Origin of the sequence: Hymenobacter cellulosivorans (assembly GCF_022919135.1) — a bacterium.
Lineage (GTDB): Bacteria > Bacteroidota > Bacteroidia > Cytophagales > Hymenobacteraceae > Hymenobacter > Hymenobacter cellulosivorans.
The window spans coordinates 11,910-37,759 of sequence record NZ_CP095049.1 but is presented as its reverse complement, the minus strand read 5'-3'; the positions used below and the strand labels follow the sequence as shown (position 1 = coordinate 37,759).

21 protein-coding genes are annotated in these 25,850 nt (G+C 56.8%); 8 read left to right on the top strand and 13 right to left on the bottom strand.

From position 1 onward, the window contains the following. Positions 1–41: 41 nt before the first annotated feature. Together MUN80_RS00155 and hemC are read left to right on the top strand one after the other, a co-directional pair. The gene (locus MUN80_RS00155; RefSeq protein WP_244718085.1) at positions 42–1,178 is read left to right on the top strand and encodes a DNA polymerase III subunit; all 1,137 of its coding nucleotides are present in this window, start codon (positions 42–44) and stop codon (positions 1,176–1,178) included. 189 nt (positions 1,179–1,367) lie between these two features. Continuing rightward, positions 1,368–2,309: a hydroxymethylbilane synthase gene (hemC, locus tag MUN80_RS00150; RefSeq protein WP_244718083.1), complete on the top strand. Its 942-nt coding sequence runs from the start codon at positions 1,368–1,370 to the stop codon at positions 2,307–2,309. 44 nt (positions 2,310–2,353) lie between these two features. Here the strand turns inward: hemC and MUN80_RS00145 are convergent, their stop codons facing one another. After that, positions 2,354–3,013, bottom strand: coding sequence for a DUF2238 domain-containing protein (locus tag MUN80_RS00145; protein ID WP_244718081.1), 660 nt, complete (start codon positions 3,011–3,013; stop codon positions 2,354–2,356). A gap of 187 nt (positions 3,014–3,200) precedes the next feature. Here MUN80_RS00145 and MUN80_RS00140 point away from each other — a divergent pair, with 187 nt between their 5' ends. Beyond that, a complete protein-coding gene (locus tag MUN80_RS00140; RefSeq protein WP_244718079.1) occupies positions 3,201–3,845 on the top strand; it encodes a peptidylprolyl isomerase in 645 nt (214 codons plus the stop codon). Positions 3,846–3,856: 11 nt separating this feature from the next. Next, positions 3,857–4,768 carry an SDR family oxidoreductase gene (locus MUN80_RS00135; RefSeq protein ID WP_244718076.1) on the top strand — a complete coding sequence of 304 codons (912 nt, stop codon included), beginning with the start codon at positions 3,857–3,859 and terminating at the stop codon, positions 4,766–4,768. Positions 4,769–5,229: 461 nt separating this feature from the next. Here the strand turns inward: MUN80_RS00135 and MUN80_RS00130 are convergent, their stop codons facing one another. The 3 genes from MUN80_RS00130 to MUN80_RS00120 all read right to left on the bottom strand — a co-directional run bounded on the left by MUN80_RS00130 (position 5,230) and on the right by MUN80_RS00120 (position 9,032). Further along, positions 5,230–5,748 carry an ABC transporter permease gene (locus MUN80_RS00130; RefSeq protein WP_244718073.1) on the bottom strand — a complete coding sequence of 173 codons (519 nt, stop codon included), beginning with the start codon at positions 5,746–5,748 and terminating at the stop codon, positions 5,230–5,232. Between the two features lie 479 nt (positions 5,749–6,227). Next, positions 6,228–7,289: an ABC transporter permease gene (locus MUN80_RS00125; protein ID WP_244718071.1), complete on the bottom strand. Its 1,062-nt coding sequence runs from the start codon at positions 7,287–7,289 to the stop codon at positions 6,228–6,230. A 3-nt stretch (positions 7,290–7,292) separates the two neighbouring features. After that, positions 7,293–9,032, bottom strand: a complete 1,740-nt coding sequence (locus tag MUN80_RS00120; RefSeq protein WP_244718069.1) for an ABC transporter substrate-binding protein — start codon at positions 9,030–9,032, stop codon at positions 7,293–7,295. Between the two features lie 1,141 nt (positions 9,033–10,173). Between MUN80_RS00120 and MUN80_RS00115 the strand changes: the two genes are divergently transcribed. Next, positions 10,174–11,193 carry a hypothetical protein gene (locus MUN80_RS00115; RefSeq protein WP_244718067.1) on the top strand — a complete coding sequence of 340 codons (1,020 nt, stop codon included), beginning with the start codon at positions 10,174–10,176 and terminating at the stop codon, positions 11,191–11,193. On the opposite strand, the gene MUN80_RS00110 is transcribed toward MUN80_RS00115, so the two are convergent. The 6 genes from MUN80_RS00110 to MUN80_RS00085 form a co-directional block, all read right to left on the bottom strand. After that, the gene (locus MUN80_RS00110; protein ID WP_244718065.1) at positions 11,190–11,654 is read right to left on the bottom strand and encodes a hypothetical protein; all 465 of its coding nucleotides are present in this window, start codon (positions 11,652–11,654) and stop codon (positions 11,190–11,192) included. The two genes, MUN80_RS00115 and MUN80_RS00110, sit on opposite strands and share 4 nt — an antisense overlap. 396 nt (positions 11,655–12,050) lie before the next feature. Further along, a complete protein-coding gene (locus tag MUN80_RS00105; protein WP_244718063.1) occupies positions 12,051–12,782 on the bottom strand; it encodes a LytR/AlgR family response regulator transcription factor in 732 nt (243 codons plus the stop codon). 50 nt (positions 12,783–12,832) lie between these two features. Then, positions 12,833–13,636 carry a response regulator gene (locus tag MUN80_RS00100; protein ID WP_244718061.1) on the bottom strand — a complete coding sequence of 268 codons (804 nt, stop codon included), beginning with the start codon at positions 13,634–13,636 and terminating at the stop codon, positions 12,833–12,835. A gap of 36 nt (positions 13,637–13,672) precedes the next feature. Further along, on the bottom strand, positions 13,673–15,709 hold the full coding sequence (locus MUN80_RS00095; RefSeq protein ID WP_244718059.1) for an OmpA family protein: 2,037 nt from the start codon (positions 15,707–15,709) through the stop codon (positions 13,673–13,675). A gap of 52 nt (positions 15,710–15,761) precedes the next feature. After that, entirely contained in the window at positions 15,762–16,826 is a 1,065-nt protein-coding gene (locus MUN80_RS00090) for a tetratricopeptide repeat protein (protein WP_244718057.1), read from the bottom strand. 124 nt (positions 16,827–16,950) lie between these two features. After that, positions 16,951–17,250: a hypothetical protein gene (locus MUN80_RS00085; protein WP_244718055.1), complete on the bottom strand. Its 300-nt coding sequence runs from the start codon at positions 17,248–17,250 to the stop codon at positions 16,951–16,953. Between the two features lie 166 nt (positions 17,251–17,416). On the opposite strand from MUN80_RS00085, the gene MUN80_RS00080 reads away from it, so the two are divergent. Beyond that, the gene (locus tag MUN80_RS00080; RefSeq protein WP_100337443.1) at positions 17,417–17,839 is read left to right on the top strand and encodes a BrxA/BrxB family bacilliredoxin; all 423 of its coding nucleotides are present in this window, start codon (positions 17,417–17,419) and stop codon (positions 17,837–17,839) included. A gap of 143 nt (positions 17,840–17,982) precedes the next feature. Here MUN80_RS00080 and MUN80_RS00075 read toward each other — a convergent pair whose 3' ends face one another. Both MUN80_RS00075 and recQ read right to left on the bottom strand, forming a co-directional pair. Then, positions 17,983–20,070 (bottom strand): M3 family metallopeptidase, encoded by a 2,088-nt coding sequence (locus MUN80_RS00075; RefSeq protein ID WP_244718053.1) that lies wholly within the window; start codon positions 20,068–20,070, stop codon positions 17,983–17,985. Between the two features lie 470 nt (positions 20,071–20,540). After that, the gene (gene recQ / locus MUN80_RS00070; RefSeq protein WP_244718051.1) at positions 20,541–22,736 is read right to left on the bottom strand and encodes a DNA helicase RecQ; all 2,196 of its coding nucleotides are present in this window, start codon (positions 22,734–22,736) and stop codon (positions 20,541–20,543) included. 122 nt (positions 22,737–22,858) lie between these two features. Here recQ and MUN80_RS00065 point away from each other — a divergent pair, with 122 nt between their 5' ends. Beyond that, complete coding sequence (locus tag MUN80_RS00065) at positions 22,859–23,797, top strand: KpsF/GutQ family sugar-phosphate isomerase (RefSeq protein WP_244718049.1); 939 nt, start codon at positions 22,859–22,861, stop codon at positions 23,795–23,797. Positions 23,798–23,879: 82 nt separating this feature from the next. Continuing rightward, positions 23,880–24,971 carry a mannose-1-phosphate guanylyltransferase gene (locus tag MUN80_RS00060; RefSeq protein ID WP_244718047.1) on the top strand — a complete coding sequence of 364 codons (1,092 nt, stop codon included), beginning with the start codon at positions 23,880–23,882 and terminating at the stop codon, positions 24,969–24,971. Positions 24,972–25,060: 89 nt separating this feature from the next. Here the strand turns inward: MUN80_RS00060 and MUN80_RS00055 are convergent, their stop codons facing one another. After that, entirely contained in the window at positions 25,061–25,735 is a 675-nt protein-coding gene (locus MUN80_RS00055; protein WP_244718045.1) for an outer membrane beta-barrel protein, read from the bottom strand. Between the last annotated feature and the right edge of the window lie 115 nt (positions 25,736–25,850).

Genomic DNA, 25,850 nt, shown 5'->3' with positions numbered 1-25,850 from the left:
GCTTGTGGCAAGTGCCTTATTGCCGAGTAACTTACCAACCGATGCGCTTTTCTGAAATTCCCGGGCAAACGGACGTCAAGCGCGTGCTGGTGCAAACCGTGCACCGGCAGCACGTGGCCCACGCCCAGCTGTTTCGCGGGGCCGAAGGCTCGGCCACCCTGGCCTTGGCCTTGGCTTACGCCACGTTTCTGAACTGTGAGCAGCGGGGCCCCGCTGCCCAGGATTCCTGCGGGCAGTGCCCGGCCTGTCAGAAAAACGACAAGCTGATTCATCCCGACCTGAACTTCATCCTGCCCGTCACGACTACCAAAGCCGTGGCCAAGGACGCGGTTAGCAGCAAGTTTGCGGCGGATTGGCGCAGCTTCGTGCTCGAAAACCCCTATCAGGGCCTCAACGACTGGATGCAGCATATCGGGGCCGACAACAAGCAGGGCAGCATATCCAAGGAAGAAAGTTTGCAGCTGCTCAAGCTGGTTTCGCTCAAAGCATTTGAGGGGCAGTTCAAAATCGTGATTATCTGGCTGCCCGAGCTCATGCACCCGGCCGCGGCCAACGCCGTGCTTAAGCTGCTGGAAGAGCCGCCACCGGCTACCATTTTTCTGCTGGTGAGTTTCTCGCCCGAGCAGTTGCTGCCGACTATCATCAGCCGGGTACAGCCGGTCGTTGTTCGGCCTTATTCGGAGGCCGAAGTCACCAGCTTTCTGCGCGAGCAGCACCAAGTTCCCGAGGGCAAGGCCCGGCAGATTGCCCAACTGGTAGAAGGCAACCTGGGCGCTGCCCTGGCCAGCCGCGAAGCTGCCACCGACGATGACTATTTCACCTTTTTCGTGGAGTGGATGCGGCAGTGCTACGGCTACAAAGTTGATTTGATTCTGGCCAAGACCGACGAGTTCCAGAAGATGGGCCGCGAAAATCAGAAGGAGTTCTTGCAGTTCGGGCTGGGCATTCTGCGCAAGGTGCTGCTTTATGGCATCGATGCGCAGTTTGTGCCCCACCTACCGGCCAATGAGCAGCAGTTTGTAGCAGGCTTTAGCCGCTTCGTGCATCGCGCCAACGCCGATGCTCTGACGCAGGAACTCAACGATGCCCACTACCATATTGAGCGCAACGCCAACCCGCGGATGGTCTTCGTGGATATGTCTTTGCGCATCGCCGAGCTGCTGAAAATGCCCGCCTAGAGGCTGGAAATGCAGAAAATATAGTTTGCTAATCTACTATAGGTTGCGCTAAAAGGCCTATAGCCAGATGCTGCAAGCCTGCCGGTTACCTTTGTAAAGCCAAGTAAGCGCGGCGCCTGCAGAAAGCAAAAGAAAACTTTTTGCCTCGTTTGCGTGTCGCCTCAGATTACCACTTTTCTTCCCATGGTTTTGAATCGTCCTATTCGTATCGGTACCCGCGGCAGCCGCCTGGCTTTGTGGCAGGCCCACCACGTAGCGGCCTGCCTGGAGCTGGCCCAGCTGACCACCGAAATTGTCATCATTACCACCAAAGGCGACGTCGTGCTGGACCGCTCCCTCGATAAAATCGGGGCCAAGGGCGTATTTACCGAGGAGCTGGAAGAGAGCCTGCGCTCGGGCGCCATCGACATTGCCGTGCACAGTGCCAAGGATGTACAAAGCACCATTCCCGAGGATCTGGAGCTGCTGGCATTTATGGAGCGTGAAAAGGTCAACGACGTCATTGTTAGCTACGACCCCGACCTAGACCTGAGCCGGCCCGACCTGGTGCTAGGCACCAGCAGCACGCGCCGCAAGGCCATGCTGCGCCGCCACTATCCGCACGCCACAACAGCCGAGGCCCGCGGCAACCTGCAAACCCGCCTGCGCAAGCTCGAAGAAGGCCAATACCACGCTCTGGTGCTAGCCTATGCCGGGGTGCACCGTATGGAATACGACGCACTGATTCGCTACGTATTGCCCGAAACGCAGTTTGTGCCCGCCACTGGGCAGGGCAGCGTGGCCGTGGAGTGTGCCCGGAGCCTGGAGCCGAGTCTCAAAGCCGAGTTGCAGCGCGCCCTCGACCACGAAGCCACCCACACTTGCCTGCTGGCCGAGCGGGCGTTTCTGCGCACCATGGAGGGCGGCTGCAGCATCCCGTCCTTCGCTCTGGCTACGTTCACCGAAACCGGGGCCGTGCAGCTTCACGGTGGCCTCATCAGCCTCGATGGGCAACAGTACCTGGAAGAAACATTGACTACTGCCGACCTCAGTCAGGTTGAGGCGCTGGGCATTGAGCTAGCTGAGCGGGTATTGGGCCGCGGTGGCCGCCAGATTCTGGACGATATCCGCAGCCAGCGGGCCGAGAGCTAAGCTCGAAAAATCAATAAAAAGGCCGGAACAACTTCCGGCCTTTTTTATGCTGCTTCTGCCGAGGCGAGTGGCGCCGGGCCTGGGTGGCCGGCAAATCTGTCGCGCAACCAGTACAAGACCAAAGCAAAAATAGCCCCGCTGGTATCGGCCAGCATATCTTTCTGCGCGTCCCAGATGTCGCCCTGGCTGCCCAGGAAAGCCGCGCCGGCGTCGCCCCCAGCCGTTTCGGCGTACACCCACTCAATGAGTTCGTAGGTCATGGCCACGGTACCAATCACGCAGAGCGGGAACAGGTAGGCCACGGCCCGGTTGCGGATAACCTGGTACCGGTCGATGAGCTCCAGAATGGCAAAGGCGTAAAAGCCGACGCTGACGTGGGCTACCCGGTCGTACATGTTGCGCTTGAAGCCAAACAAGTTGTTGAACCAATCGAAGGGCACTTTCTCGAACGTATAGTGGCCCCCGATGGTGTGCATAAACAGCAGCACGCTCATAAGAAGGTATGCCAAGTTGGAGAACCGGATGCCGCGCACGTACAGCACTGCCAGGGCCGCAGTAATGGCTACGATGGGCAGGTTTTCGGCTACCCAGGTGCCGCGCTCGGCCGGATTGATGGCCAGCACCACAAACAGGATTAGATAAGCCAAGAGCAGCAACTTGGGAAACCAGTGTGGAGGCGGTGTGGCCGAACGAGGAGCAGACATAGCAATAAGAAAATAAAGACGAGCTTGGCGCACAATACGGATATTTCGCAGATTCGCCGACGTTGCAGGGAAAAAGCCGGCTGGGAGTAGGCCGCGGCCTTTGCAAATCCGCGGCCCACGGATTTTGTAGCGCCGCCACCCGAAACCGCGTAGTTTTGCTTTCTATCCTTCCACTTACTTCCCCGCTATGAAGTCCCTTTCCCGCGCTACGGCGCTCTGCTGGCTGCTAATTTGCTTGCTGGCTCCCGCTCTATACGCTGCCAAAGCTCCCAAAAAAAGTAAAAAGGATCAGGTCGTGACCATCAGCACGCCCCAGGGTGATATCCGGCTGATTTTGTTTGATGAGACGCCCCTGCACAAGCAAAACTTCCTGAAGCTGGCCCAAGGCGGCTTTTACAATGGTACCACCTTCCACCGCATCATCCAGAATTTCATGGTGCAGGGCGGCGACGGTAACTCCAAGGACGCCGACCCCAACAACGACGGGATGGGCCCCAACAATGATGTGACCATCCCGGCCGAAATCCGCCCCGAGTTTTCGCACAAGTTCGGGGCCGTAGCCGCCGCCCGGCAGGGCGACATGGTGAATCCGACCAAAGCCAGCAGCAGCTCCCAGTTTTACATCGTGCAGAATCATAACGGCACGCCCCACCTCAATGGCGGCTACACCGTGTTCGGGCAGGTTATCAGCGGCCTCGACGTGGTGGACAAAATTGCGGCCCAGCCCAAGGATATGCGCGACCGGCCCACAACCGACATTAAAATGACGGTGAAAGTGGAAAAGCTGAAAAAGAAGAAGATCACCGAGCTCTACGGCTACAAATACGAATAGACCTGCTCACCATGACCAAACGCATTTTGGTAACCGGCTCGAATGGCCTGCTGGGACAGAAGCTGGTGGAGCTCCTGCGTCAGCAGCAGCCTGGGGTAGAGCTTATTGCCTCCTCGCGCGGCACGAATAAGCTGGCCGACCTCTATCCCGACCTGCGCTTCGTCGTACTTGATGTGACGGACCGCGCCCAGGTACAGCAGGTGCTGCAGGCCGAACGGCCCACCCACCTGATTCATACCGCCGCTATGACCAACGTGGACGAGTGTGAGCTAAATCGGGAGTCGTGCTGGCTACAAAATGTGACGGCCGTAGAGTACCTCATCGAAGCCTGCCAGCAGTTCGACATTCACCTCACCTACGTCAGCACCGATTTTATCTTTAGCGGCGAGCAGGGCCCGCTTACGGAAGAAGCTGCGCCCGGTCCGGTCAATTTTTACGGGGAAAGCAAGCTGGCTGCTGAACAGGCCGTACAGGCCAGTTCGGCCCGGTGGGCCATTGTGCGTACGGTGCTGGTGTATGGCACTGCCCACGAGTATGGGCGAACCAACATCGTACTCTGGGTGCGCAACTCCCTGCGGGCCGGCAAGCCAATTAAGGTAGTCGATGACCAGCTTCGTACCCCCACACTGGCCGAGGACCTGGCCCAGGGCTGCTGGCTCGTGGCCCAGCACGATGCCGCAGGCGTGTATAACATCAGCAGTAGCGAGCTGCTCACGCCTTACCAAATGGCCCTACAGGTCGCCGATTATTTCCATCTTGATAAAAGCCTGATTACCAGGGTCGACGCCAGTACATTTTCCCAGCCGGCCAAGCGCCCTCTCCGCACGGGTTTTATCATCACCAAAGCTCAGCGTGACCTGGGCTACGTGCCCCATACCTTCCAGGAAGGTATTGCGCTGCTGGCCCGGCAAACCGCCGATTAAGCTAGTCGGTCGGCAAGGTGGAACAGCCGTAAACGCAAAAAAACCGTTGGCAAAGCCAGCGGTTTTTTTACACACCTATTGCAACAACCTTTGGGTTTTGCCGCTGCGAGCAGAGCAGCGGGTAGCCCGTATTCTTTTATTTTTCACCGTTCACCGGCGCAATGTCTTTTCCGTATTCAGAGCTGCTAGCAGTCTGAAGAAACCGGCTGGCTCACTTGGCTGGCTGTTTCTTATGACAATATTAGGGCAAGAAAGCCCCGGTGTAAAGGATGATTTATTTCTAATTGTGACACGTGAAAAATGGCGCATTTTGGAATCAATACAGATCAAATAGGCACCAATAAAGTCAGTATCAACTAGAGCAATGCTCTTTCAGGTGGTCTACACTACAGTAATTCAAAGCTTTTGCCCAGCAGAATAGTTGCGGTTGCTGTGAAAAATAGCAGGGTATTTGTGACAGATTAATTAGCGTTGAATCGGCTTTTGGACCGAAGAAAAATAAGCCTGCGTAGGGCTAGGATGGTCAGTAAAATAGTAGAGGCGGGAAATACGATAAGCCACCAAGCAGTGAAATCCTGCCGGGCCGTGGCGAGCAACCGGCCCCAACTAGCTATTTCCGGGGGCAGGCCTACCCCTAGAAAGGACAAAGTGGTTTCAACGCCGATGAGAGTGGCTACGCTAAGTGGCAGGAGCGCAGCAATGGTTTTGCCGAGTACGGGTAAGGCGTGCCGGCCGATAACCTGCCAGTGCGGTATTCCCAGCGCCCGGGCCGCTTCAATAAAGGACAATTGCCGAACGCGCAGCATCTCGGCCCGCACGAGTTGGGCCGAAACTGGCCAGTACGTGAGCGACAGAATAGCCAGCAGCGACCATACGGAAGACGACCGTACGGCAGCAATGGCCAGTACCAGAACCAGTCGCGGCACCGAAGTGAGCAGCGCAATCAGCAGTAAAACGACTGCGTCCAGAGGAAGCTGCAAGCGCGGAAATGACCTGACTGAAGATGTCAGGAACCTTCCGGTGACGAAAACAGCCCCCGCACAGCCTCCTAGCACGAGTACGAGACCAGCCGCCGACGTTCGAAAAAATAGTAGGAACAGACCAGCACCGGCCACGAGTATTGCGTGAGCCGCAGATATGATCAGCCGCTGATTGCCCCAGTAGCCCGCCAAGCTGCCTAGTAGAGTGCCTAGGAAGGTGGCGGCCAGGGCGGCTGGTATGCTGACCAAGCACGCGGTTCGGGCCCCATAAATAAGTCCGGCTAGTACATCCCGGCCTTGGGGATCGGTGCCAAGCCAGTGGGGGGCCTGTCCAGGAGCTTGGGCTATAGCCTGCAGATCGGGAATATCGGGGGCAAATGAACTGGGCAATACCCAGGTGCTGCCGGCGGCCGTCAACACCAGTAACAGCCATCCGCCAGCCAGCCACCAACTCCCGGAATTCCACGGTGCCTGCTGCCTCACGCCTCCAGCCGAATTCGTGGATCAGCTAGGTAATACAACCAATCCGCCAAAATCTGACTAAGCAGACGGACTAGCGCTACCAGTAGGATGCCACCTAGCAGGACGGGAAAGTCGCGGGCGGCGGCAGCTTCGGCCAGGGTGCGACCCATGCCGGGCAGGGCAAAGATTAGCTCCACGACTACCGCCCCGGCTACCAATGCTGGCAAAAGGTCCGTCAGCTGCGTGATGGCTGGCAGCAATGCATTGCGTAGCGCATGCCGGCGAAAAACGTGTCCATTCGCCAGTCCCTTGGCCCGGGCCGTCATGATGTAGTACTGCCGTAGCTCGTGCTGCAGGGAAGTATCGAGGTGCACTACCAACGCCGGCAAACTGACTAAAACTAAGCTCAGCCAAGGCAGCGCCAGATAATAGGTATGCATTACTAGTTGAGTTGCCCAGCTCTCGGTGTCTTGCAGCCGGGCCAGTCCGTAGGCAGGAAACCAGTCCAGCGTATCGGGGTTAGCAAACAGCAGCAATAGCAGCACTGCTACCACAAACAGCGGCAGGCCCTGTAGCAGATGCAAGCCTGCCAACACAGCCGAGCGCCACTGGTGAGCTCGGCTCAAGCCTACGGTCAAGCCATAGGCGGTACCAATCGTGAGTAAAAATGCGCCAATCGTCAGGCCCAGTGTAGAAACCAGCGCCCGGCCCAACAGGCTAGCTACGGGCTGGGCGTCCCGAAAAGACTGCCCAAGGTCTCCTTGTAGCAGCCTGCACAGCCAAACATGGTACTGGTTGTGCAAGCCGTTCCACTGCCAGCGAGCTGTCAGTAGCTGGTCTGATTCCGGAGTAGGAGTAAGGTAAAATAGGGGTAAATCCAGTCCCAAGCGTTGCTGCAAACGAAACTCTGCTGCCCTAAGCTGAGCCGCCGTAGCGGTGTGCCCACTCAGGCTGGTTTGTAGTTCAGGTAGGCGTAACTGGTTGCTGGCCAACAGCCGGCTTAGTAAAAAGATAACGGAAAGAATTCCCCAGGCGGCGGGCAGGGTGCGGACGAGGCGGAAAAACAAAAAACGCCCCATCGTTTACTTGGCGCCCCCAGGTGCCACCTTGATGGCGGTAGCCGTGTAGCCTGGCCGCAGCCCCGTTACCTGCAAATTGGTAAGCCGCTGGGAAGCCGCTAGCCGGGAGCGAAGAAAGAATAGCACGGTGAGCGGCTTCTCTTCATGGAGCAGACGTTGAAAACGCCGCAGGAGCAACGCCTGACGAGCTTCATCTGCTTCGCCCGCAATGTCTTCAATAAGCTGGTCGCTGGCGGCGGTGCCAAAGCCCGTGTAGTTGCCGGCTCCTATACTCTTTGAATGCAGGATCGGGGCAAAGTTGTATACGAAAGGGTTGCCGGTGATAGTAAACAGGTATAAGTCCACGGAGCCAGACCGGAGCTTGTCCCAAAACAAAGACGCTTCCAGAGGTTGCGACTGAATCGGAATTCCCACCTTGGCCGCGGCGGCCCGGAGCTGCAACGCTATGGTTTCGAAAGCAGGGTCGCCAGTGCGGTAGCTCAGCGTGAGAGCCAGCCGTTGGGGTGTGCCATTTGGTCCTGGCCGCGTCCAGTCACCCGTTGGCTGGCGTTGCCAGCCCGCTTTACGTAGCAGCAGAGCAGCAGTCTGGGGTGAAAAGGTAGGCAGGGATAGGCTGTCATTATAAATTCCTTTCATCTGGGGATTTATCAGCCCAACGCTGGGATAAGCCATTCCCAATTGAGTAGCTTTAATTAGAGCTGGAATATCGAATAAATGAGTCAGGGCCTGACGGGTAAACCGGTCTTGTAGCAATGGCTGCCGCGTATTGAAGCAGGCGGTTATCATCTTATACGAGTCGGCCGTCAGAAACTGTAGGTTGGCCTTATTATCGGGAGCCTGCTGTAGCCGCTGAAACTCCTTGGCTGGCATCATCGGAAACACGTCTATATCCCCGCGGCGCAAGGCCAGCAAAGCCGTTGCTTCATCAGGGATAATCTGGTAGTCGAGCTGGGTTGGATGTGCCTGTAAAGGCAATAAATCGGAGTGAAGGGTATCAGCCCACCACCGGGTTTTGCGCTTAAACGTTAGAAAGCGGCCAGGTTCCCACTGCGCCAGGGTGTAGGCTCCGCTGCCTGGCAGCCGTTCCGGATGGTGGTCTAGCTGGGCTTGCTTATAACGGCGTACAAAGGCTCCTACAACGGGATTGTGCTGATCGGCCGCCGTATCGGCGCGCAGGGCAGCCAATGAAACGGGGCGAAGCTGGCCCTGAGGGTCCAGAGGATATTCCGGCAGAATGATGTAGTCGCCGGAAGACCACTGGTACTCGGGCGAATGGCCCGCACAAATAAGGGTAAACCGACGGGGATCAGCAGGGTCGATTCGAATGTCGCGGATGAACCCCCATTGCGCCTGATTGGATTCAATCGGCAAACCCGGGCAGTTCATTACTTTGAGCGTAAACGCTACATCCCGGGCTAAAACGGGCTGTCCATTATCCCATACCGCCTCGGGACGAATGCGGTAAGTAAGTAGCGTTAGGGAGTCTTGGTGCTCAACCTTGGGGAGCGCCTCAGCCAGACAAGGAGTGAATTGCTGGCGGCTTGGGTCTACTACCAGTAGACTGGAATACAGCATGTTTGCTGCCTCCAGGGAATTCTCATTGGGAAGAACAAGTGGGTCGAGGTTTTCCGGGTCCCGCTCCCAACGGATTCGTACCGCAGGAGTGGAATCTTCCTGGTGGGTAGAGCAGGCGCTAAAAGCGCCGCTCACCACGACCAGAAAACCAAACAAAAGATGCTTCATGAAGAGGTCAGTGCTCGGACGTAGGTCCGGGCAAGTTAGCTAACATTCGACAGGAAGCAGAGCGCCAGATGGGCAAACAGGGTTAGTTAACTCCGCCACCCCAGCCGCCGCCACCTTGGCCAGCCTCGGCAGGAGTCGGAGTAACAGTAGTAGAAGTCGCGCTCTGGACGTTTGAATCCGTCTTAACCTCCGAAGAAGTAGTAAAGCTGGCGAGTTGAAGCAGGGCGATGGCGATAAGTTCTAACATGGCGCTTTTATGAGGTTGAGTCGTTCAGGAGTTTGACTGACACAAATTTGCTGCACAACCGGGCTGACGGAAAGGAAAGATATTGTGTAAAAGTGACTTGAAGGTTAAAATTAAAAAATTGGGTTTAAGTTGATTTATTGGCGTTATATAGCATCCACTTAGGAAATTAAGTGGCTAATGAAGCCAATTATGGCCCTTGGGGTTTGGTAATTGTGACTTCTTGATTTTCGTATGGGCAAAACTAGCCAATTACAAAGGTGCAGAAGGTTATTCCTAACAATAAAGGAAGTAATTTGGATAGTTGTGACAAGGCTTATGAGCTTTTTTCCATCTTGCAAAGCCGTATACCGCCGCTGTAGCCCTACTTAACCCATGGAAAAACTTAGCAATCTAGCGCGTATTGTGACAGACCGTCGAGTAAAGGAGTCCCCGTTATTCGACTTTTCAGCCAAAAAATCGACGCACAAAGACCTAAAGCTCATTCGGCTGCTCGAAGAAGCGCCCGATAGTACGCAGCTGCAGCTTACAAAAGCTCTCTACGGAAAGGCGTCCGCAACGAGCAATACCTCTTTCCGCAAGCTGAAATCACGGGTGCAACAGAAGCTGTTGAATCACCTCTACTTCCTGGAGCAGTCAGATCCACGCCATTTGGTATCAAGAAGATACGAGCTGCAATGCATAGGGTTATACCACCAAGTAACGATTCTGTACGGGGAAGGCGAGTATCTGTTAGCAGAGCAATTGCTGCGTAAATGCCTGCGCCAGGCTTTGGAAGGGGAGTTTACGGAATACGCAGTACTAGCTACCCGGCTTTTAGGGAAGCTCTACGTTGATTTGCGGCAGCCGGCCCGGTATCGGGCGGCAAGTAAGCAGTTGCAGCAGCTGCAGCAACTAATGGCACTCGAAGACGAGGCTGGGCAAATCTATTGGAGCAGCAAAATGGCCCAGGCGCACACGGTCCGGGCCCGGCGGGCCTTGCTGAACGATTTGCCCGGGTACTTGGCTCAACTGCAGCAGCTGCACGAAAAAGCGCGCAGCTACACCACTTTCAACTACCTGTACCTGATTCAGTTGACCTTGCTGGAATTTACGGGCAACTACGAAGAGATTATTAAAATTACTACGGCTACGGAAAAGCTCTGGGCTAAAGGCAAGATTAACCGCCGGCGCTTTGACAGCCGTTTTAATAACTATATGACCGCCTATGCCTATTTGCACAATAAGCAGGCGGCTATTGGTCTGAAGCTTTCCGAAGATTACCTGAAGGACTTTCACCCGTCGTCGGGCAACTGGTTTTTCTTTATGGAGAACTACGTGCTGCTGGCCCTGCACGCCGGGCAATACAGCCAAGCCCAGCAACTGCTGGAAATGGCCCATAAAAACCCTTATTTCCGGAAGCAACGGGCCGCTGCCCGGCAGCGCTGGGACTTATATAAGGCGTATATCTACTTTTTGCAGCCGGAAAACTCGCCGCTCACCTTGCGGCACTTCAACCAGTTTGTGCAAACCGTACCGGATTATAGCCGGGATAAACAAGGGTACAACGTGGCTATCCTCATTTTGCAGTACCTAAACTTTCTGCGCCGCCAAGATGTGGAAAACCTGCTGGCTCGCCTGGAAAGCCTGCGTAAGTACGAGCAGCGGCACCTGCGAGAATCGGCGACCCTACGAAGCCAACTCTTCTTTCGACTGCTGGTGCTGACGGTAAAGGAAAATTTTGACCCTGAGGCCTGCGAGAAGAAAGGGCGGCCGCTGCTCCACCGGCTGCACGAGGCCCCACAGCCGGGAGAGGCGTACGCCGAAATTGAAATTATCCCCTACGAGGCACTATGGGGAATCACGCTGGACATCCTCAGAGCCAACCTGACGGAAAATAAAGCGGCCGAACAGACGCGACGGGCCCGCGTAGCTTAAGGACGGCTGGCTACGGTGCCGGCGTGAGCGGCTGCTTTCTTCGCGGGCAGGGTTGGGGCCGCCTTGGCTTTGGGTAGCGTCACGGTTTTGGTAGGCTGCGTCTTAGCGACTGCAACTTTGGGAGCAGGTGCGGGCTTCGCCACTGGCGCCGTAACTGCGACTGCCGAAACAGGAGGGGCTACCGGAGCGGCGGCAGTAGTGGGAGCTGCCACCGGAGCGTTGATAGTGGCCACGTAGTTCTCGTAGCGCTGGTATTGAGCGTCAGACAGCACACCCTTCAGCTTCTCAGCGTACTCTTTCTCCACCACGGCCATTTTGCTTTGCAGCATAGCCGGGTCGATGCTGTACATCTGTTTGATTTCGGCCTCTTGTACCAGCCGCTCATAGGTGAAGCGCTTTACCTGCTGCGTACGGGCATCATCGAGGGCAATATGTTGCGCTAGGGCGCGAGTGTTAGTCATTGCCTGCGCCCGTAGGTCAGATGCCTGCTGAGCTTGGGTTGTACCAATAGTAAGGAGAGCAACAAGCACAGCAGAGAAGCAGAATTTCTTCATAGGGAAGAGTTGTCGGAATAGGTGTGGTATAGAGGTGGTGCCACAAATAAACAAAACGATATTGATATAATACAGTAGTTGAAAAAATATATGGTAGAATGGCAAGAATCAATAGTGTAGCTCAAGCTTAACGGGCAATTGGAGCCTCAGCTTTCTTCTCTGGGTGAGGCCTACTAGGCTTGAATAGAAACAGCCCACAACGACGAGACGATTAGGTCTGTCTTTGTGGGCTGTAAAAGCGGGTTCGGGAAGAGAAGAGTAAAGCTGTTAGATCATCAAAATCCTCGGCAACTGAGTAGGGTGCTAAAACTTATTGAGCCGTTGGAGCACTTCACGCAAGTAGGTTTGCCCAATGGGAATTTGCTTATTCTCGATGGTAATTGTGTTGTCCTCAATAGCCTGAACGCGCTTTAGGTTGACAATGAAGGAACGGTGGGCCCGAACGAAAATAGAAGAAGGAAATTTTTCTTCTACGGCTTTCATCGTGCTGTACACGATTAGCTTGCTGTGCGGCATGACGATATGGACGTAGTCGCCCAGAGCCTCGACGTAGCTCACGTCGTCGAAAAGCACCTTGACCAGCTTCGTATCAACTTTGACAAAGGTGAAGTCCGGGTCGGTGCTGGGAGCCAGAGTGCCGCTTGGCGTGGCCGTAAGGCTGGCTTCGGAGAGTTCCAGAGCCTTTTGAGCTGCTTTCAGGAATCGTCCGTAGCTGATAGGTTTCACCAGATAGTCGACTACATCGTGCTCGAAGGCTTCTACGGCGTAGTGCTTGCTGCTGGTAATGAGAATGACCAGGGGCGGGTTCTGAAGCGTGTTGAGCAGGTCGATGCCCGACATCAGCGGCATTTCTACATCCAGGAAAAGCAGGTCGACGGGCTCAGTGCGCAGCACCTCCGCGGCCGCCATGGCGCTGTCGTAGGTCCCGATGGCCGTTAGAAAGGGCGTGTTGTTGATACAGTTAATAACGATTTGAACGGATAGCGGATCGTCATCTACAACAAGGCAACGTAGGGGGGAGGAGGGTGTTGGCATAACGCCAAAGGTATAAGAAGACGTGAGAAAGGAAAGGGCTGTTTGCCGGCTTACCGGCCAGAGTGATTCCGCAGCCGAAGCTCAAGGTGCGGATACAGGGCAGTCAGTTGGTGGCCGACCATGGCAATCAGGTGTGGGGCTTCAGCGGCGTCGGCGGGCGTAAGTGGCCGTTCGAGCTTCTCCAAATGCTGTTCAATGGCCGGAACGCCGAAATACACGATTTGACCCTTCAGCTTGTGGGCCAGCCGGGCCAGATGCTGCTGGTCGGGCTGAGCGGCGGTGCTGGCCAACTGCTGGTAGAGCGGGGGAGTTTGTTGCAGAAAGGTGGTTATAATCTGAGCAATAAAGGATTCGTTGCCAGCGGCCAGCTCTTCCAGCAAATGCCACCCGGGTCGAATCGTGCCAATATCGGTGGGGTCAGGTGTGGCGGGCTGGAGCCGGGCCAGGGGGCGGGCCCGACCCGTGTGCCGTAGTAAACTGGCATGCAGCAGCGTAGGCTCGAAGGGCTTGGCGAGGGTTTCGTTCATGCCCGCGGCCAGGGCCCGAGCCTGATCGGCGGGGGAAGCAGATGCGGTGAGGCCAATGATAGGAAGCTCCTGCAAATGCCGCAGCCGCCGTAGCCGCCGTGTGGCTTCGTAACCATCCATTTCCGGCATTTGAATGTCCATAAGCACCGCGTCGAAGGGCTGGGAACTAGCAGCTTCCACGGCCTGCCGCCCGTTCTCGACCATCGTAGCTACAACGTTCCATTCTTCCAGGGCCCGACATACTACGAGCTGGTTGAGCTCATTATCGTCGGCGACGAGCACGCGCAGACCAGGGTCGAAGGGCAGCAGAATGGGAGAGGCAGGCATACGGGTCGGCTAGCGGGCGGAGCGGAGGACCGCAAATTACTTACCAGTTACCTTAAACTCGGTGCGGCGGTTGAGCTGACGCCCACCTTTGGTGGTGTTGGGCGCTACGGGCTGAGTGTCGCCGTAGCCGGCAAAGGTGAGGCGGCCCTTGTCCACGCCTTTGCCTACCAGGTAGTCTACTACGGATTTGGCGCGGCGCTGGGAAAGGTCTTTGTTGTATTCGGCCTTGCCCACGTTGTCGGTATGACCCGAAATTTCCAGGCGCAGGGCCGGAGTTTCGGTCAGCAGCTTCTGCAAACGCTCCAATTCGGCGGTGCTTTCCTTACGCAACGTGGCCTTGTCGAAGTCGAAGAAGATGTTGTTGAGCACCACTTTCACGCCCACATCCAGCTTCTTGAGGGCAATGTCCTTTACTACTTCTGAGTAGGCGGCTCCGGCAGGAAGGTCAAAGTTCTCGGAGTGAAACAGGTACCCTTCCTGGCGCACCACAATGCCGTAGTTGACACCTGAGGGCAGCGAAACCAGGTAGCGGCCCGACTGCGCGTTGGCCCGGAATGAAGCAATCAGCTCGTTGCGGGAGTTGTCGACCACGTCGATGGTGGCTTCCAGAGGCTGCTTGGTGGCTTCATCCGTTACGACGCCTTTGAGGATGGTTACCTGGGCCGTGGCAATGGGTACGGGCGGCGCCAGGGAAGCTTCCTTCACTGGCTGAGCCCGGGAGGCCAGCAGCTGGTCTTCCTGCGACAACACCGGCGGCTTTTCGGCACCTAAGAAGGTAATCTGGTAGATGTCTTTGCTGCCCAGGCCGTCGTCGCGGAAAGATGAGTAGTAACCATGGCGGCCCGAGGCCGAAATCACGAAGAATACGTCATCATCGGGCGTGTTGATGGGCCAGCCCAGGTTTTCGGGCTGACTCCACTTGCCATTCTCGAACACCGACTTGAAGATGTCGTAGCCGCCCATCGAGTTGTGACCTTCCGAGCTGAAGTACATGGTTTTGCCATCGGGGTGCAGGAATACGCCTTCCTCCCCGTAGGGTGTGTTGATGGTCGAGCCCAGGTTAACGGCTTGGCCGCGGCCCTCGATTTCGATTTTGTAGATGTCCCGGTTGCCCAGGCCGCCGGGTTTATCACTCACAAAATAGAGGTTGCGGCCGTCGGGCGTGTAGGCCGCCGACGACTCGTGGGCGCGGCTGTTGATGCGGGCACCCATTTTCTCAGGCTTGCGCCAAGCTGCGCCTTTCAGCTCCGACTCGTGCAGGTCGCCGCCGTTGTCTTCCAGATATACCAGCATGCGTTGCCCATCGGGAGATAGGCCCACGGTGGCGTCGTGGCCTTCGTTGTTGACGGGCTTGCCCAGGTTGCGGGCTGGTGACCAGCCTGAGCCCGTACGGGTACTTTGGTAAATGTCCTCGAAGAAGCCGCCGGTTTCCGGGTCGCGCTCCTTGCCCGTCGAGTTGTCGCGGCGGGAGGTGAAGAGGATAACCGACTCATCGGCCGAAATCACGGGGCCATAGTCGGCGTAGGGCGAGTTGACGGAGGGGCCGGCATTGTCGATAAAGACGCGGGAAGGCTTCTGCTCCAGCTTGCGGCCATTCTCGCACTCCTGAATCTTCTTGCTAATGGTGGCCAGAATAGCGGCCGAATTCTTACCGGTAGCGGCGGGCTGGGCCGCTTTATACTCGGCAATGGCTTCGGTCCACTTCGCGTTCAGGTGGAGGCTGCGGCCCAGCATATAATGAATGCTGGGGTCAATATCCTTGTTGAGCTCGAAGGCTTTTTGAATGTAGGGCAGGGCCCGGGGCTTGTAGCCCGAGTGCAGGTAACAGTCGCCGATGCGCAGGTTGAGGCGGGCGTTGTTGGGATTAAACTTCTGGGCTTCGAGGTAGTGGGGCAGGGCCAGCTCATAGCGGGGCGGGTCCATGTCGTACCACTCGTCGCCGGTTTTGATTTCCTTCTGGGCTTCCTTGAGGCCGTCCTTGTTGGATTTGAAATTGTCTTTGTCAAACTCAACGTTTTGGGCGGCGGCTACCTGCGCCAGCAGCACCAGCGCTATCAACAGAATTTTAGACATAAGGGCAACTTTGCACTGAAATACGAGCGGAAGAAATAAGAGAAGACGGGTGCTATTCGGCCCCGCAGCCCGAGTTGGCGGCGTAGCTGGTTCCGGTTTCCAGGCCCAGCTCGGCGGCTTTCTGCCAGTCCTGGCAGGCACCCGAGGCGTCGCGCAGCATTTCGCGGGCATGGCCTCGGTTCATATAGGCCTCGGCATACTGAGCGTTCAGAGCAATGGCCTTGGCGGCATCAGCGGCGGCACTTTTGTAGTCTTCCAGCTTGAGGCGGGCCGCTGCGCGGTTGTTCCAGGCAAAGGCGTAACTGGCATCCAGTTCAATGGCCTTGCTGAAGTCTTCGGCGGCTCCTTTGTAGTCGCCGGCGTCGTAGCGGGTGCTGCCGCGGTTAGTGAAGGCCGTGGCGTTGTCCTGCTTTTTGCTCAGGTAGGCGTTGTAGTCGGCTAGGGCACCTTTCAGGTCGTTGGCGCGGCGCTTGGTGCCAGCCCGGTTGAGCAAAGCCGGCAGGAAGTCGGGCTGCAAACTCAGCACTTTGGTGTAGTCCTGGATGGCCGCGTCGAAGTTGTTGAGTTTGCGCTGGGTGCTGGCCCGGTCGTGGTAGGCATAAGCGTAATTCGGATCGGCCTTGATGGCCTGGTCGAAATCTTCTTTAGCAGCCTTGAAGTCGCCTTTCTCGAAGCGCAACGCCCCGCGGTAGTACCATGAGGGCGCGTAGTCGGGCTTGATTTCGGTGGCTTTGCCGTAGTCCTGCTCGGCTTCGGTGGGCTTACCCAGCGCCTCCTGGGCCTGGGCCCGACCAAAATAGTTGCTGAAGCCGGTGGCTTCGAGCTTAATGGCCTGGTCGTAGTCCTGCACGGCCTGCTGATATTCCTTCAGCTCGTAGCGGGTGGTGGCCCGGTTGTAGTAGGCCTTGGCAAAATCGGGGCGGAGCGTAAGGGCGCGGTCAAAGTCTTGAATGGCGGCCCGGTAGTTCTTACCGTTGTATTTGGCTACGCCACTGTTGTAGAGCTTTTCCGCCTGCTGGGCCGGGGGCAGGGTCGATGCCCGCACGGTATCTACCTGAGCCTGAGCGGCCACTCCCGACAAGCACAAACCCAGGGTAAGGAGTATGATCTTCTGCATAACCTGTAAATGGAGGAAGCTGACTCGCTAAATGTACTTTATATTTGGCTTAACGCCCTAACTACGACTATTCTTTCTCATGAATAGCACTTTGGCGGGACCTGTCTTAACTCATCAGTACCCGTCACGACGCAATGCCTGACTGGGCCCGCACCATATCTTCCCACTCCTGAACCAGGGGGCCACTATATACCGGGCGGCCGGCGCGGCGGTACCAGTAGGCCGCGTTGCCCAGGTCGCCTTCCTGGCGGTGCAGGTAGGCGTGCAGCCAATTGTGCCAAGCGTCCTGGTCGTTGGCCTGAGCAATCTGGTGGGCTAGGTTCCACTCCTGGCGCCCGGCGTGCCAGAGGCCGCGCAGTACGGCCGATATGCCCGTCGGGGGCTGGGACTGCGACAGGCTGGCAACGAAGAATTCGTAGGTCATGGGGCGAATATATTGAACAGGAAATACACGTTGCGTTGTTGGGGAGCTAACCATTCGGGCCGCCGCCGGTTTATGCAAGCGCGGCGGCCGGAGTTTGCGTATTTTTGCCGAGCCTCCGGGCCTTCCTTCTGATTTTTCATTCTCACTTTCAGCCCATTCTTTACCAATGGCAACGTATCCTGAATACATGGTAGCTCCTATCCGCCAAGACCTCACGTCGGCTGGCTTCGAGCAACTGATGACCCCCGAAGAAGTTGATTCGGTTCTGAACACCCAGAGCGGCACAGTGCTGCTGGCCGTTAACTCGGTGTGCGGCTGCGCCGCTGCCAAAGCCCGCCCGGCCCTGAAAATGGCCGTATCGAGCTCCGAAAAGAAGCCTGCCAAGCTCGTAACGGTATTCGCCGGCATGGAAACCGAAGCCGTAGCCAAGGCCCGGGAGCACATGCTGCCCTACCCTCCTTCCTCGCCCAGCATTGCCCTGTTCAAGGACGGCGAGCTGGTGCACGTCATCGAGCGGCACCACATTGAAGGCAACGACCTGATGCGCATCGTCGACAACCTGCAAGGCGCTTTCGAAGAGTACTGCTAGGTTTCAGTTGCTGGTTGTCAGTTGTTAGTTTCTTTAGCGCACTGATAGGTACAGCTACCAACAAAAAGGCCCGGAGCATCAGCTCCGGGCCTTTTTGTTGGTAGCTGCCAGAACAACCTGACAATTGGCAACTAACAACTAAATCAGAGGCCCAATGACTTGAAGAAGGCGTCCTGGTTGGGTTCCCGGCCGAGGAAGGCTTTCACCAGGTTGTATTCCTCGTCGGTGCCGCCGCGGGCCAGGATCATGTCCCGGTAGCGCAAGCCAGTTTTCTGGTCCATGATGCCGTTCTTCTCGAAGACGGAGAACATGTCCTCGGCATAGACCTTGGACCACATGTAGCCGTAGTAGCCGGCGCCGTAGCCGGTGAGGTGGCCGAAGGCGGCCTGCATGTTGGTGCCATCCAGATAGGCGAAGGGCGTAATCTGGTTTTGCAGGCGCTTCACCACGTCGGTGGTGGTTTCGGTCCCGTTGGGGTCAAACTTGTCGTGCAGGGTCATGTCGAGCGTGCCGTACAGGATTTGCTGGGAAGCACCGATGCCCGAGCCCACGTTGCGGGCGGCCCACATCTTATCGTAGAGGGACTTGGGTAGCACCTCCCCGGTCTGGTAGTGTTTGGCGAAAGTCTTTAGCGCGTCGTAGTTCCAGGCCCAGTTCTCCAGAATCTGGGAGGGAGCCTCCACGAAGTCGCGCTTCACGCTGGTGCCCGACTGGCTGCTGAGCTCGGCTGTGGTCAGTAGGTTGTGCATCACGTGGCCGAACTCGTGGAAGAAGGTCACCACCTGCGAGTGGCTCATCAGGGCCGGCTTGCCGGCAGCGGGCGGGTTGAAGTTGCAGAGCAGCACGGCCTGGGGCAGCTGATAGCCCTTGGGCGTGGCCTTGCCGCTGCTCACCCCGAAACAGGCGGCGTGGGTGTACTTGTTGTCGCGCGGAAACAGGTCGATGTAGAAGCGGCCGATGAGCTTGCCGTCGCGCTGCACCTCAAACATGCGGGCATCCTTGTGCCACACCGAGGGGTCTTTCACCTCATTAAACTTCAGGGCAAACAGGCTCTGCGTAGTCTGGAACAGGCCGTCTACCACCTTGCTCACTTCGAAGTACTCCTTCACTTTCTCGGCGTCGAGCTGGTACTTGTCCTTCATCAGCAGGTTGTTGTAGAAGGCGCTTTCCCAGGCGTTGATAACCTTGGCGCTAGGGTCCTTGGTGTAAGCGCGCTTCACCACGAGCAGCTCCTCCAAATCCTGCTGGCTTTTCTGCTTGACGCGGTCCACCAGCTTGGTTTCGAAGGCCCACACCGTTTCGGGCGTTTTGGCCATGCGCGAGCTGGTTTGGTAGGCAGCGTAAGTCTTGTAGCCCAGCAGCTGCGCCTTCTTCTGGCGCTCGATCAGCAACTGCTTCAGCACGTCCAGGTTTTTCTCCGAGGCGCGGTTGTTATATAAGATGTAGAGTTGCTTGCGCAGGGCATCCGACTCGGCGTACTTCATGAACGTACCATAGGCCGGGCCGTCGAGGCCGATGCGGTAGGCGTCGCCGGCCTTGGGGCGACTCTTGATGTAGTCTTCGGGCAGGCCTTTCATGTCGGCCGCATTCACCAGCAAAAAGCCCTGGTCTTTGGCAATATTGGCTCCGAAGGCCAAACTCAAATCCCCGATTTTGTCGTTGATAGCCTGCAATTCCTTGCGTTTCTCGGGCGTGAGGGCAAAGCCGTTGCGCTCATAGTCTTCCACCGTTTCGGTCAGGTACTTCTTCCGGAACCCGGTCAGGCCCTGGGCCTCCTTGGTCTTGGAGTAGTCCTTCACGGCCTTGTAGAGCTGCTCGTCGAGCTCCAGCTCGTTGCCGTACTTGCTGATCTGGGCAATGCTGCGCTGGGCCTGGTTGCGGATGGCCGAGTCGGGGCTGGCGTTGAACAGAATGCTGATGGGCCCGGCCACATTGCCGATATGGTCCCCCAGGTTGTCGAGGGCCAGCATGGTGTTGGCGAAGGTGCGCTTGGTAGCCGGCACCTTATAGATAGCCTGCAACGACGCCTTGGTGTCGCTGATAACCGCGTCGGTGGCCTGCTTCACGTCAGCCTTGGTGGCGCGGCGGAAGTCGATGACCTGGTTAAACCCTGGCGTGAGCGGATTGGTGGGCGGGGCTGGCTTGTCGGCCGCCGCGCTACCCAGCGCGGCCAGGCTGGCCAGCACCGTGAAGCCCAGCTGCCGGGCACTCGGAGAGGAGAAAGTAAACATAGAAGTGGCGTTAGGGGAGATGCAAAGCCGAAGATAAGAAGGCACCGGAATAATCTAATTACACGATTTTGCCCGTCGGGCTGCGCGGCATCAATCCGGCTCTCCCGCAAAAGTGCCCCCAGGTCCTGGAAACGGTCTTTTCGGATGTCACCGCAAAACGTCGGCAGGTTTCACCCAAAACATAACTATGTTTTGGGTGAAACCTGCCGACGTTTTGCCCCGGACATAGGCAGGTTTTGGGCAAACTCCCGGCGGGATTGGTTAAAGCCCCTGGCTTGCCCCGAAAGAATCCTATTCCAAGGCAACGAAAAAGCCACCCCGAAGAGGTGGCTTTTCGATAGTGAATAACAAAACAGCCCGTCGTGTCGACCCGCGGGAGGTATCTCGCGTGCAAGGCTGAGCAGGTTACTCTGCCAACAGCAGCACGCGAGATTCCTCACTTTGTTCGGAATGACGGGCTGGGTTACAACCTAGTTAGCGTATTCGCTCAAGAACTTGATGCGCATCAGGCGCAGGTCTTCCTCGGTGTAGTCGTCGGGACCGAGTTCCTTGAGGGCCACGGCAATATTGTCGGTGCTGGCCTGCAGGAAGTAGTCGGTGATTTCCTCCTGCCGGTCCTGGTCCAATACCCCGTCGATATAATAGTCGAGGTTGAGCTTGGTACCGGAGTAGCAGATGTGCTCGATTTCCTCCATCAGCTCGCGCATGTCGATGCCCTTGGAGGCAGCAATTTCCTCCAGGTCCATCTTCTTATCAATCTGCTGAATGATGTAGATCTTGATCTTCGACTTATTGACGGCGGACTTGACCACCACGTCGGCAGCCGTCACGATGTCGTTTTCGTCGACGTATTTCTGAATCAGCGCCAGGAAGGGCTGGCCAAATTTCTGCGCCTTGCCCAGGCCCACGCCGCCCACGTGGGCGAGGTCGTCCATCTTGGTGGGGAAGGTCGTGGCCATTTCCTTCAGGCTCGGGTCCTGAAACAGCACATAGGGGGGCAGGTTCTTTTCCTTGGCTATCTTCTTGCGCAAGGATTTCAGCATCTCAAAAAGGGCGGCGTCGTGGCCGGCGGCTTCCTGGACTTCCTCTTTTTCTTGCTCTTCTTTCACCTCTTCCTCGTAGTTATGGTCCTTGGTGAGTTTGATAGAATGCGGATTCTCAATGAAATCTAAGCCTTTCGGACAGATTTTCACCACGCCGAAGTTCTCAATATCCTTTTCCAGGAAGCCATTGAGCAAGGCCTGTCGCAAGAGCGAGTGCCAGAAGGCCGCGTCGTGGTCCTTGCCCACCCCATAAATGGGTAGGGCATTGTGGCCGTAGCTTTCTACGTGGGCGTTGTTCATGCCCATGAGTACCGTGCCAATGTGCTCAATGCCGAAGCGCTCCTCGGTTTGCACCACGGCCTTGAGGGCCATCAGTACTTCGTCCTTGGCTTCGAAACGCTCCTTGGGGTGCTTGCAGTTGTCGCAGAAGCCGCAATCCTTCTCGAAATGCTCGCCGAAGTAGTGCAGCAGCTGCTTGCGCCGGCACACCGCCGAGTCGGCGTAGTTAGCCATTTCCTGGAGCAGCAGCTTGGAGTTGTCGCGCTCGGTCACTGGCTTGTCCTTGTTGAACTTCTCCAGCTTGACGATGTCGTCGTAGCTGTAGAACATCAGGCAGTTGCCTTCCAGGCCGTCGCGGCCGCCGCGGCCGGTTTCTTGGTAGTAGCCTTCGATGGACTTAGGCGTATCGTAGTGAATCACGAAGCGCACGTCGGGCTTGTCGATGCCCATGCCGAAGGCAATGGTAGCCACAATCACGTCGGCTTCTTCATTCAGGAAGGCGTCCTGGTTGGCCATGCGCACGTGGGGGTCGAGGCCGGCGTGGTAGGGCAGGGCCTTCACGTCGTTGACGCGTAGCAGCTCGGCAATTTCCTCCACCTTCTTGCGCGAGAGGCAGTACACGATGCCGGCTTTGCCCTTGTGCTGTTTCACGTACTGAATCAGCTGCTTTTTGGTGTTGTGCTTGGGCCGCACCTCGTAATAGAGGTTGGTGCGGTTAAACGAGGTCTTGAACACCGAAGCCTCATCCATCTGCAGGTTTTTCTGGATGTCGAGCTGCACCTTGGGCGTAGCCGTGGCCGTGAGGGCAATAATCGGTACTTGGCCGATATTGTCGATGATGCCTCGGATGCGGCGGTACTCGGGGCGGAAGTCGTGGCCCCACTCCGAGATGCAGTGAGCCTCGTCGATAGCCACGAAGCTGATGGTGGCCTTCTGCAGGAAGTCGATGGTTTCTTCCTTGGTCAGGCTTTCGGGCGCCACATACAGCAGCTTTACTTCCCCACTAATGACGTCCTTTTTCACCCGGTTCGTCTCCGACTTCGACAAGGTCGAGTTCAGAAACTGGGCATTTACCCCGAAAGCGTTGAGCTGATCCACCTGATTTTTCATCAGGGCAATCAGGGGAGAAATAACGATAGCCGTGCCGGGCAGAATCAACGCGGGCAGCTGGTAGCACAGCGACTTACCAGCGCCAGTCGGCATAATCACGAAGGTGTTGTTGCCCTCGATGACGTTCTGAATGATGGCTTCCTGGGTGCCGCGAAACTGACCGTACCCAAAAACTTCCTTTAACTTGCCTTTCAGATCAGCCTCACGCTTGACTGCTTGTTTTACCGCTGGCATCGACATTTCCACTTGCTCTTTTGAGTTGCAGACTTGAGCACCAGCACAGCTAGTGTTGGTTACTCAATCTAGACAAATTTAGATTGAAACAGCAGAACGACACCAACACAATTGCAAAAAAAGTGCTTCTCGAAGAAGCTGACGCAATTCGGGGCGTGGCCGAGGCCATAGCCCAAACGCCGGATTTTGCACAATGCGTAGCCGCCATACTCTCTTTACGGGGTCGGGTCGTGGTTACCGGCATCGGTAAGAGTGCCCACATTGCGGGCAAGATGGTAGCTACGCTGAACTCCACGGGCACGCCCGCGCTGTTTATGCACGCCGCCGACGCCATTCACGGCGACCTGGGCATGATTCAGCCCGAGGATTTCGTCATTGCCATCAGCAAGAGCGGCGACACGCCCGAAATAAAAGTGCTGGTGCCGCTGCTCAAGCGCAAGGGCGTGCCGCTGGCCGCCCTGGTCAGCAATGCCGACTCCTACTTGGGCGTGCAGGCCGACTACGTGCTGCACGCGCCCGTGACCCGCGAGGCCTGCCCGCACAACCTGGCGCCCACCACCAGCACCACCGCCGCCCTAGCCCTGGGCGATGCGCTGGCCGTATGCCTGCTTGAGTCGCGGGAGTTCACCTCCGCCGACTTTGCCCGCTTGCATCCCGGTGGTACGCTAGGCAAGAAACTCTACTTGAAGGTAGGCGACCTGAGCCGGCAGAACCAGACGCCCCAGGTGCTGGAAAATGCCCCGCTCAAGGACATCATCCTCGAAATATCGGGCAAGCGCCTCGGGGCTACGGCCGTGCTGGCCTTGGCCGATGGCCACCTGCTGGGCATCATTACCGACGGCGACCTGCGGCGCATGCTCACCAACTTCACCAAGCTAGAGCAGGTCCGGGCCCGCGACATTATGACACCTAATCCAATGAGTATCGATGTGGATGATTTTGCGGCCGAGGCGTTGGTGCGGATGCAAAGCCGGAACATCACCCAATTAATTGTCACGGAAAATGGACAATTTAGTGGGTTCATTCATTTACACGATTTGCTGCGCGAAGGCTTGGTGTAGTAAAATTGTTACATTTATTTACGATTAAATACTATGTTTGCTTTTCTCAAACCTGGTATTACACTCTAATCAGCTTTTTCTGATGAATCAGAATACGTTCCTCGTCGTGATGGCCGGTGGCATTGGCAGCCGATTTTGGCCTTTTAGCCGCACGCACCTGCCCAAGCAGTTTCACGATGTAATGGGAGTGGGCCGCTCCATGCTCCAGCTTACCGTAGACCGGTTCAAGGAAATCTGCCCCGCCGAAAACGTCTTCGTGGTGACCAACCGCGACTATATGGAACTGGTCCAGCAGCACCTGCCCGAGTTGCCTGCCAGCCAGATTCTAGGCGAGCCTATTGGCCGCAATACGGCTCCCTGTATTGCCTACGCCAGCTACTGCATTGCCAAGCGCAACCCCAAAGCTACCATTATCGTGACGCCCGCCGACCACGCCGTGCTGCACGAGGAGGAGTTCCGGACCATCATCCGGCAGGCCATAGACGTAGCCGAAAACCACGACGTGCTGCTTACGCTGGGTATTCAGCCGTCCCGGCCCGATACGGGCTACGGCTACATTCAGTATATCGACGAGGATAGCAAAAGCGGCTTACCCCGGGGCGTGAAGAAAGTTAAAACCTTCACCGAAAAGCCAAATCTGGAGCTAGCCCGCATGTTTGTGGAAAGCGGCGACTTTTTGTGGAATTCCGGCCTGTTCGTGTGGCGCGCCGACGTGATTATTCATGCGTTCCACCAGTATCTGGGCGATATTGCTGAGGTATTCGATGAAGGCATCAGTGAACTGGGCACCGCGCAGGAGGCCGACTTTATTGCCCAGGCCTACACCCGCTGCCGCAACATCAGCATCGACTACGGGGTGATGGAGAAGGCCGACAACGTGTACGTGCTGCCCGCCGACTTTGGCTGGAGCGACCTGGGCACCTGGGACTCGCTGCACCGCATGGGCCACCACGACGCCGATAACAACGTGGTAGACGGCGACGCACTGCTCTACGACACCCGGGAGTGCGTTATCAAAACGCCTTCTGAGCGCCTAGTGGTAGTACAAGGCCTCGACGGCTACATCATCGCCGAGTACGACAACGTGCTGCTGATCTGCAAGCGTACCGAGGAGCAGCGCGTAAAGGAATTCGTAGCCGACGTGAAGTCGAAAAAAGGTACGGGCTATAACTAGCCGACCGACTGCTTATACAATGAACAAAAAGGCCCGTTGCGTAATGCAACGGGCCTTTTTGTTCGTAGAAATAACGCTGATAGAATAGACTAGAAGGCAATAATGGCATTGACGCGTATAGCTGGGGCTTGCAGCTTAGTGCGGGTGTCGTATTGGAAGTAGCTGCCCGAGTTCCGGTCAGAACTGCTGACGGAGTTGGGGACCCGCAGCACATCGTAGTACACTTCAGGATTCAGGTAGAAGTGTTTCCAAGTGCGGATTTTGACGCCTAGGCCCGTGCTGTTGCCTACCCCGTCGGAAGTTACGTTTACATCCGTATCGAGGCAACCGCAGAAGCCGCCGGTAAAGTTGCCCTCAGACGTGTAGCGGCGGTAGTAAAAGTCGCTGAACGCGTAGAGCCACGGGGCCTTGGCAATGGGAGTGTACTGCGCACCGAGCCGCACCCGCAGGTCTTTGCCGGTCGTGGTGCCTTGCACACAATCCGCGCAGGAACTGAGCGGATAATCGGAGGTCTTGTCAGTGCTGGTGTTGTAGCTGATGCCGGAGCGCAGGCCGAAGCGCCCCAGATTATAGCGGAATACAGCCCCGGAGGCCCACTGCGCCTTGTCGTTGAGCTGGCTGTTGGCGTAGTTGTAGGTCTGCTTCGCGAAGGGAGAGTAATTGACCATCTCAAGACCTACTTCGAAGCGGTGGGGAGTATCCTGGGCGTGGGCTGTCAGGGCAAGGCCCATTAGCAGAGCCGTAGTAAGTGTAATTCTCAGCATGGAAGTAGGAATAACCGTTGGCAGGAAAAGGCGTCAGTCGCCATAGCTGAAAGCAAGAGCCAACTCTATACTGCAAGGTTGCAAGGCGCTACTAGAAAGAAGCTCTACGTAGCTA

Bases quoted from the DNA above. Each gene is read 5' to 3' on its own strand.
- MUN80_RS00155 (WP_244718085.1), top strand. From the start codon at position 42: ATGCGCTTTTCTGAAATTCCCGGGCAAACGGACGTCAAGCGCGTGCTG.
- MUN80_RS00145 (WP_244718081.1), bottom strand. From the start codon at position 3,013: ATGTCTGCTCCTCGTTCGGCCACACCGCCTCCACACTGGTTTCCCAAG.
- MUN80_RS00140 (WP_244718079.1), top strand. From the start codon at position 3,201: ATGAAGTCCCTTTCCCGCGCTACGGCGCTCTGCTGGCTGCTAATTTGC.
- MUN80_RS00135 (WP_244718076.1), top strand. From the start codon at position 3,857: ATGACCAAACGCATTTTGGTAACCGGCTCGAATGGCCTGCTGGGACAG.
- MUN80_RS00125 (WP_244718071.1), bottom strand. From the start codon at position 7,289: ATGGGGCGTTTTTTGTTTTTCCGCCTCGTCCGCACCCTGCCCGCCGCC.
- MUN80_RS00120 (WP_244718069.1), bottom strand. From the start codon at position 9,032: ATGAAGCATCTTTTGTTTGGTTTTCTGGTCGTGGTGAGCGGCGCTTTT.
- MUN80_RS00115 (WP_244718067.1), top strand. From the start codon at position 10,174: ATGGCACTCGAAGACGAGGCTGGGCAAATCTATTGGAGCAGCAAAATG.
- MUN80_RS00110 (WP_244718065.1), bottom strand. From the start codon at position 11,654: ATGACTAACACTCGCGCCCTAGCGCAACATATTGCCCTCGATGATGCC.
- MUN80_RS00105 (WP_244718063.1), bottom strand. From the start codon at position 12,782: ATGCCAACACCCTCCTCCCCCCTACGTTGCCTTGTTGTAGATGACGAT.
- MUN80_RS00100 (WP_244718061.1), bottom strand. From the start codon at position 13,636: ATGCCTGCCTCTCCCATTCTGCTGCCCTTCGACCCTGGTCTGCGCGTG.
- MUN80_RS00095 (WP_244718059.1), bottom strand. From the start codon at position 15,709: ATGTCTAAAATTCTGTTGATAGCGCTGGTGCTGCTGGCGCAGGTAGCC.
- MUN80_RS00090 (WP_244718057.1), bottom strand. From the start codon at position 16,826: ATGCAGAAGATCATACTCCTTACCCTGGGTTTGTGCTTGTCGGGAGTG.
- MUN80_RS00085 (WP_244718055.1), bottom strand. From the start codon at position 17,250: ATGACCTACGAATTCTTCGTTGCCAGCCTGTCGCAGTCCCAGCCCCCG.
- MUN80_RS00080 (WP_100337443.1), top strand. From the start codon at position 17,417: ATGGCAACGTATCCTGAATACATGGTAGCTCCTATCCGCCAAGACCTC.
- MUN80_RS00075 (WP_244718053.1), bottom strand. From the start codon at position 20,070: ATGTTTACTTTCTCCTCTCCGAGTGCCCGGCAGCTGGGCTTCACGGTG.
- recQ (WP_244718051.1), bottom strand. From the start codon at position 22,736: ATGCCAGCGGTAAAACAAGCAGTCAAGCGTGAGGCTGATCTGAAAGGC.
- MUN80_RS00060 (WP_244718047.1), top strand. From the start codon at position 23,880: ATGAATCAGAATACGTTCCTCGTCGTGATGGCCGGTGGCATTGGCAGC.
- MUN80_RS00055 (WP_244718045.1), bottom strand. From the start codon at position 25,735: ATGCTGAGAATTACACTTACTACGGCTCTGCTAATGGGCCTTGCCCTG.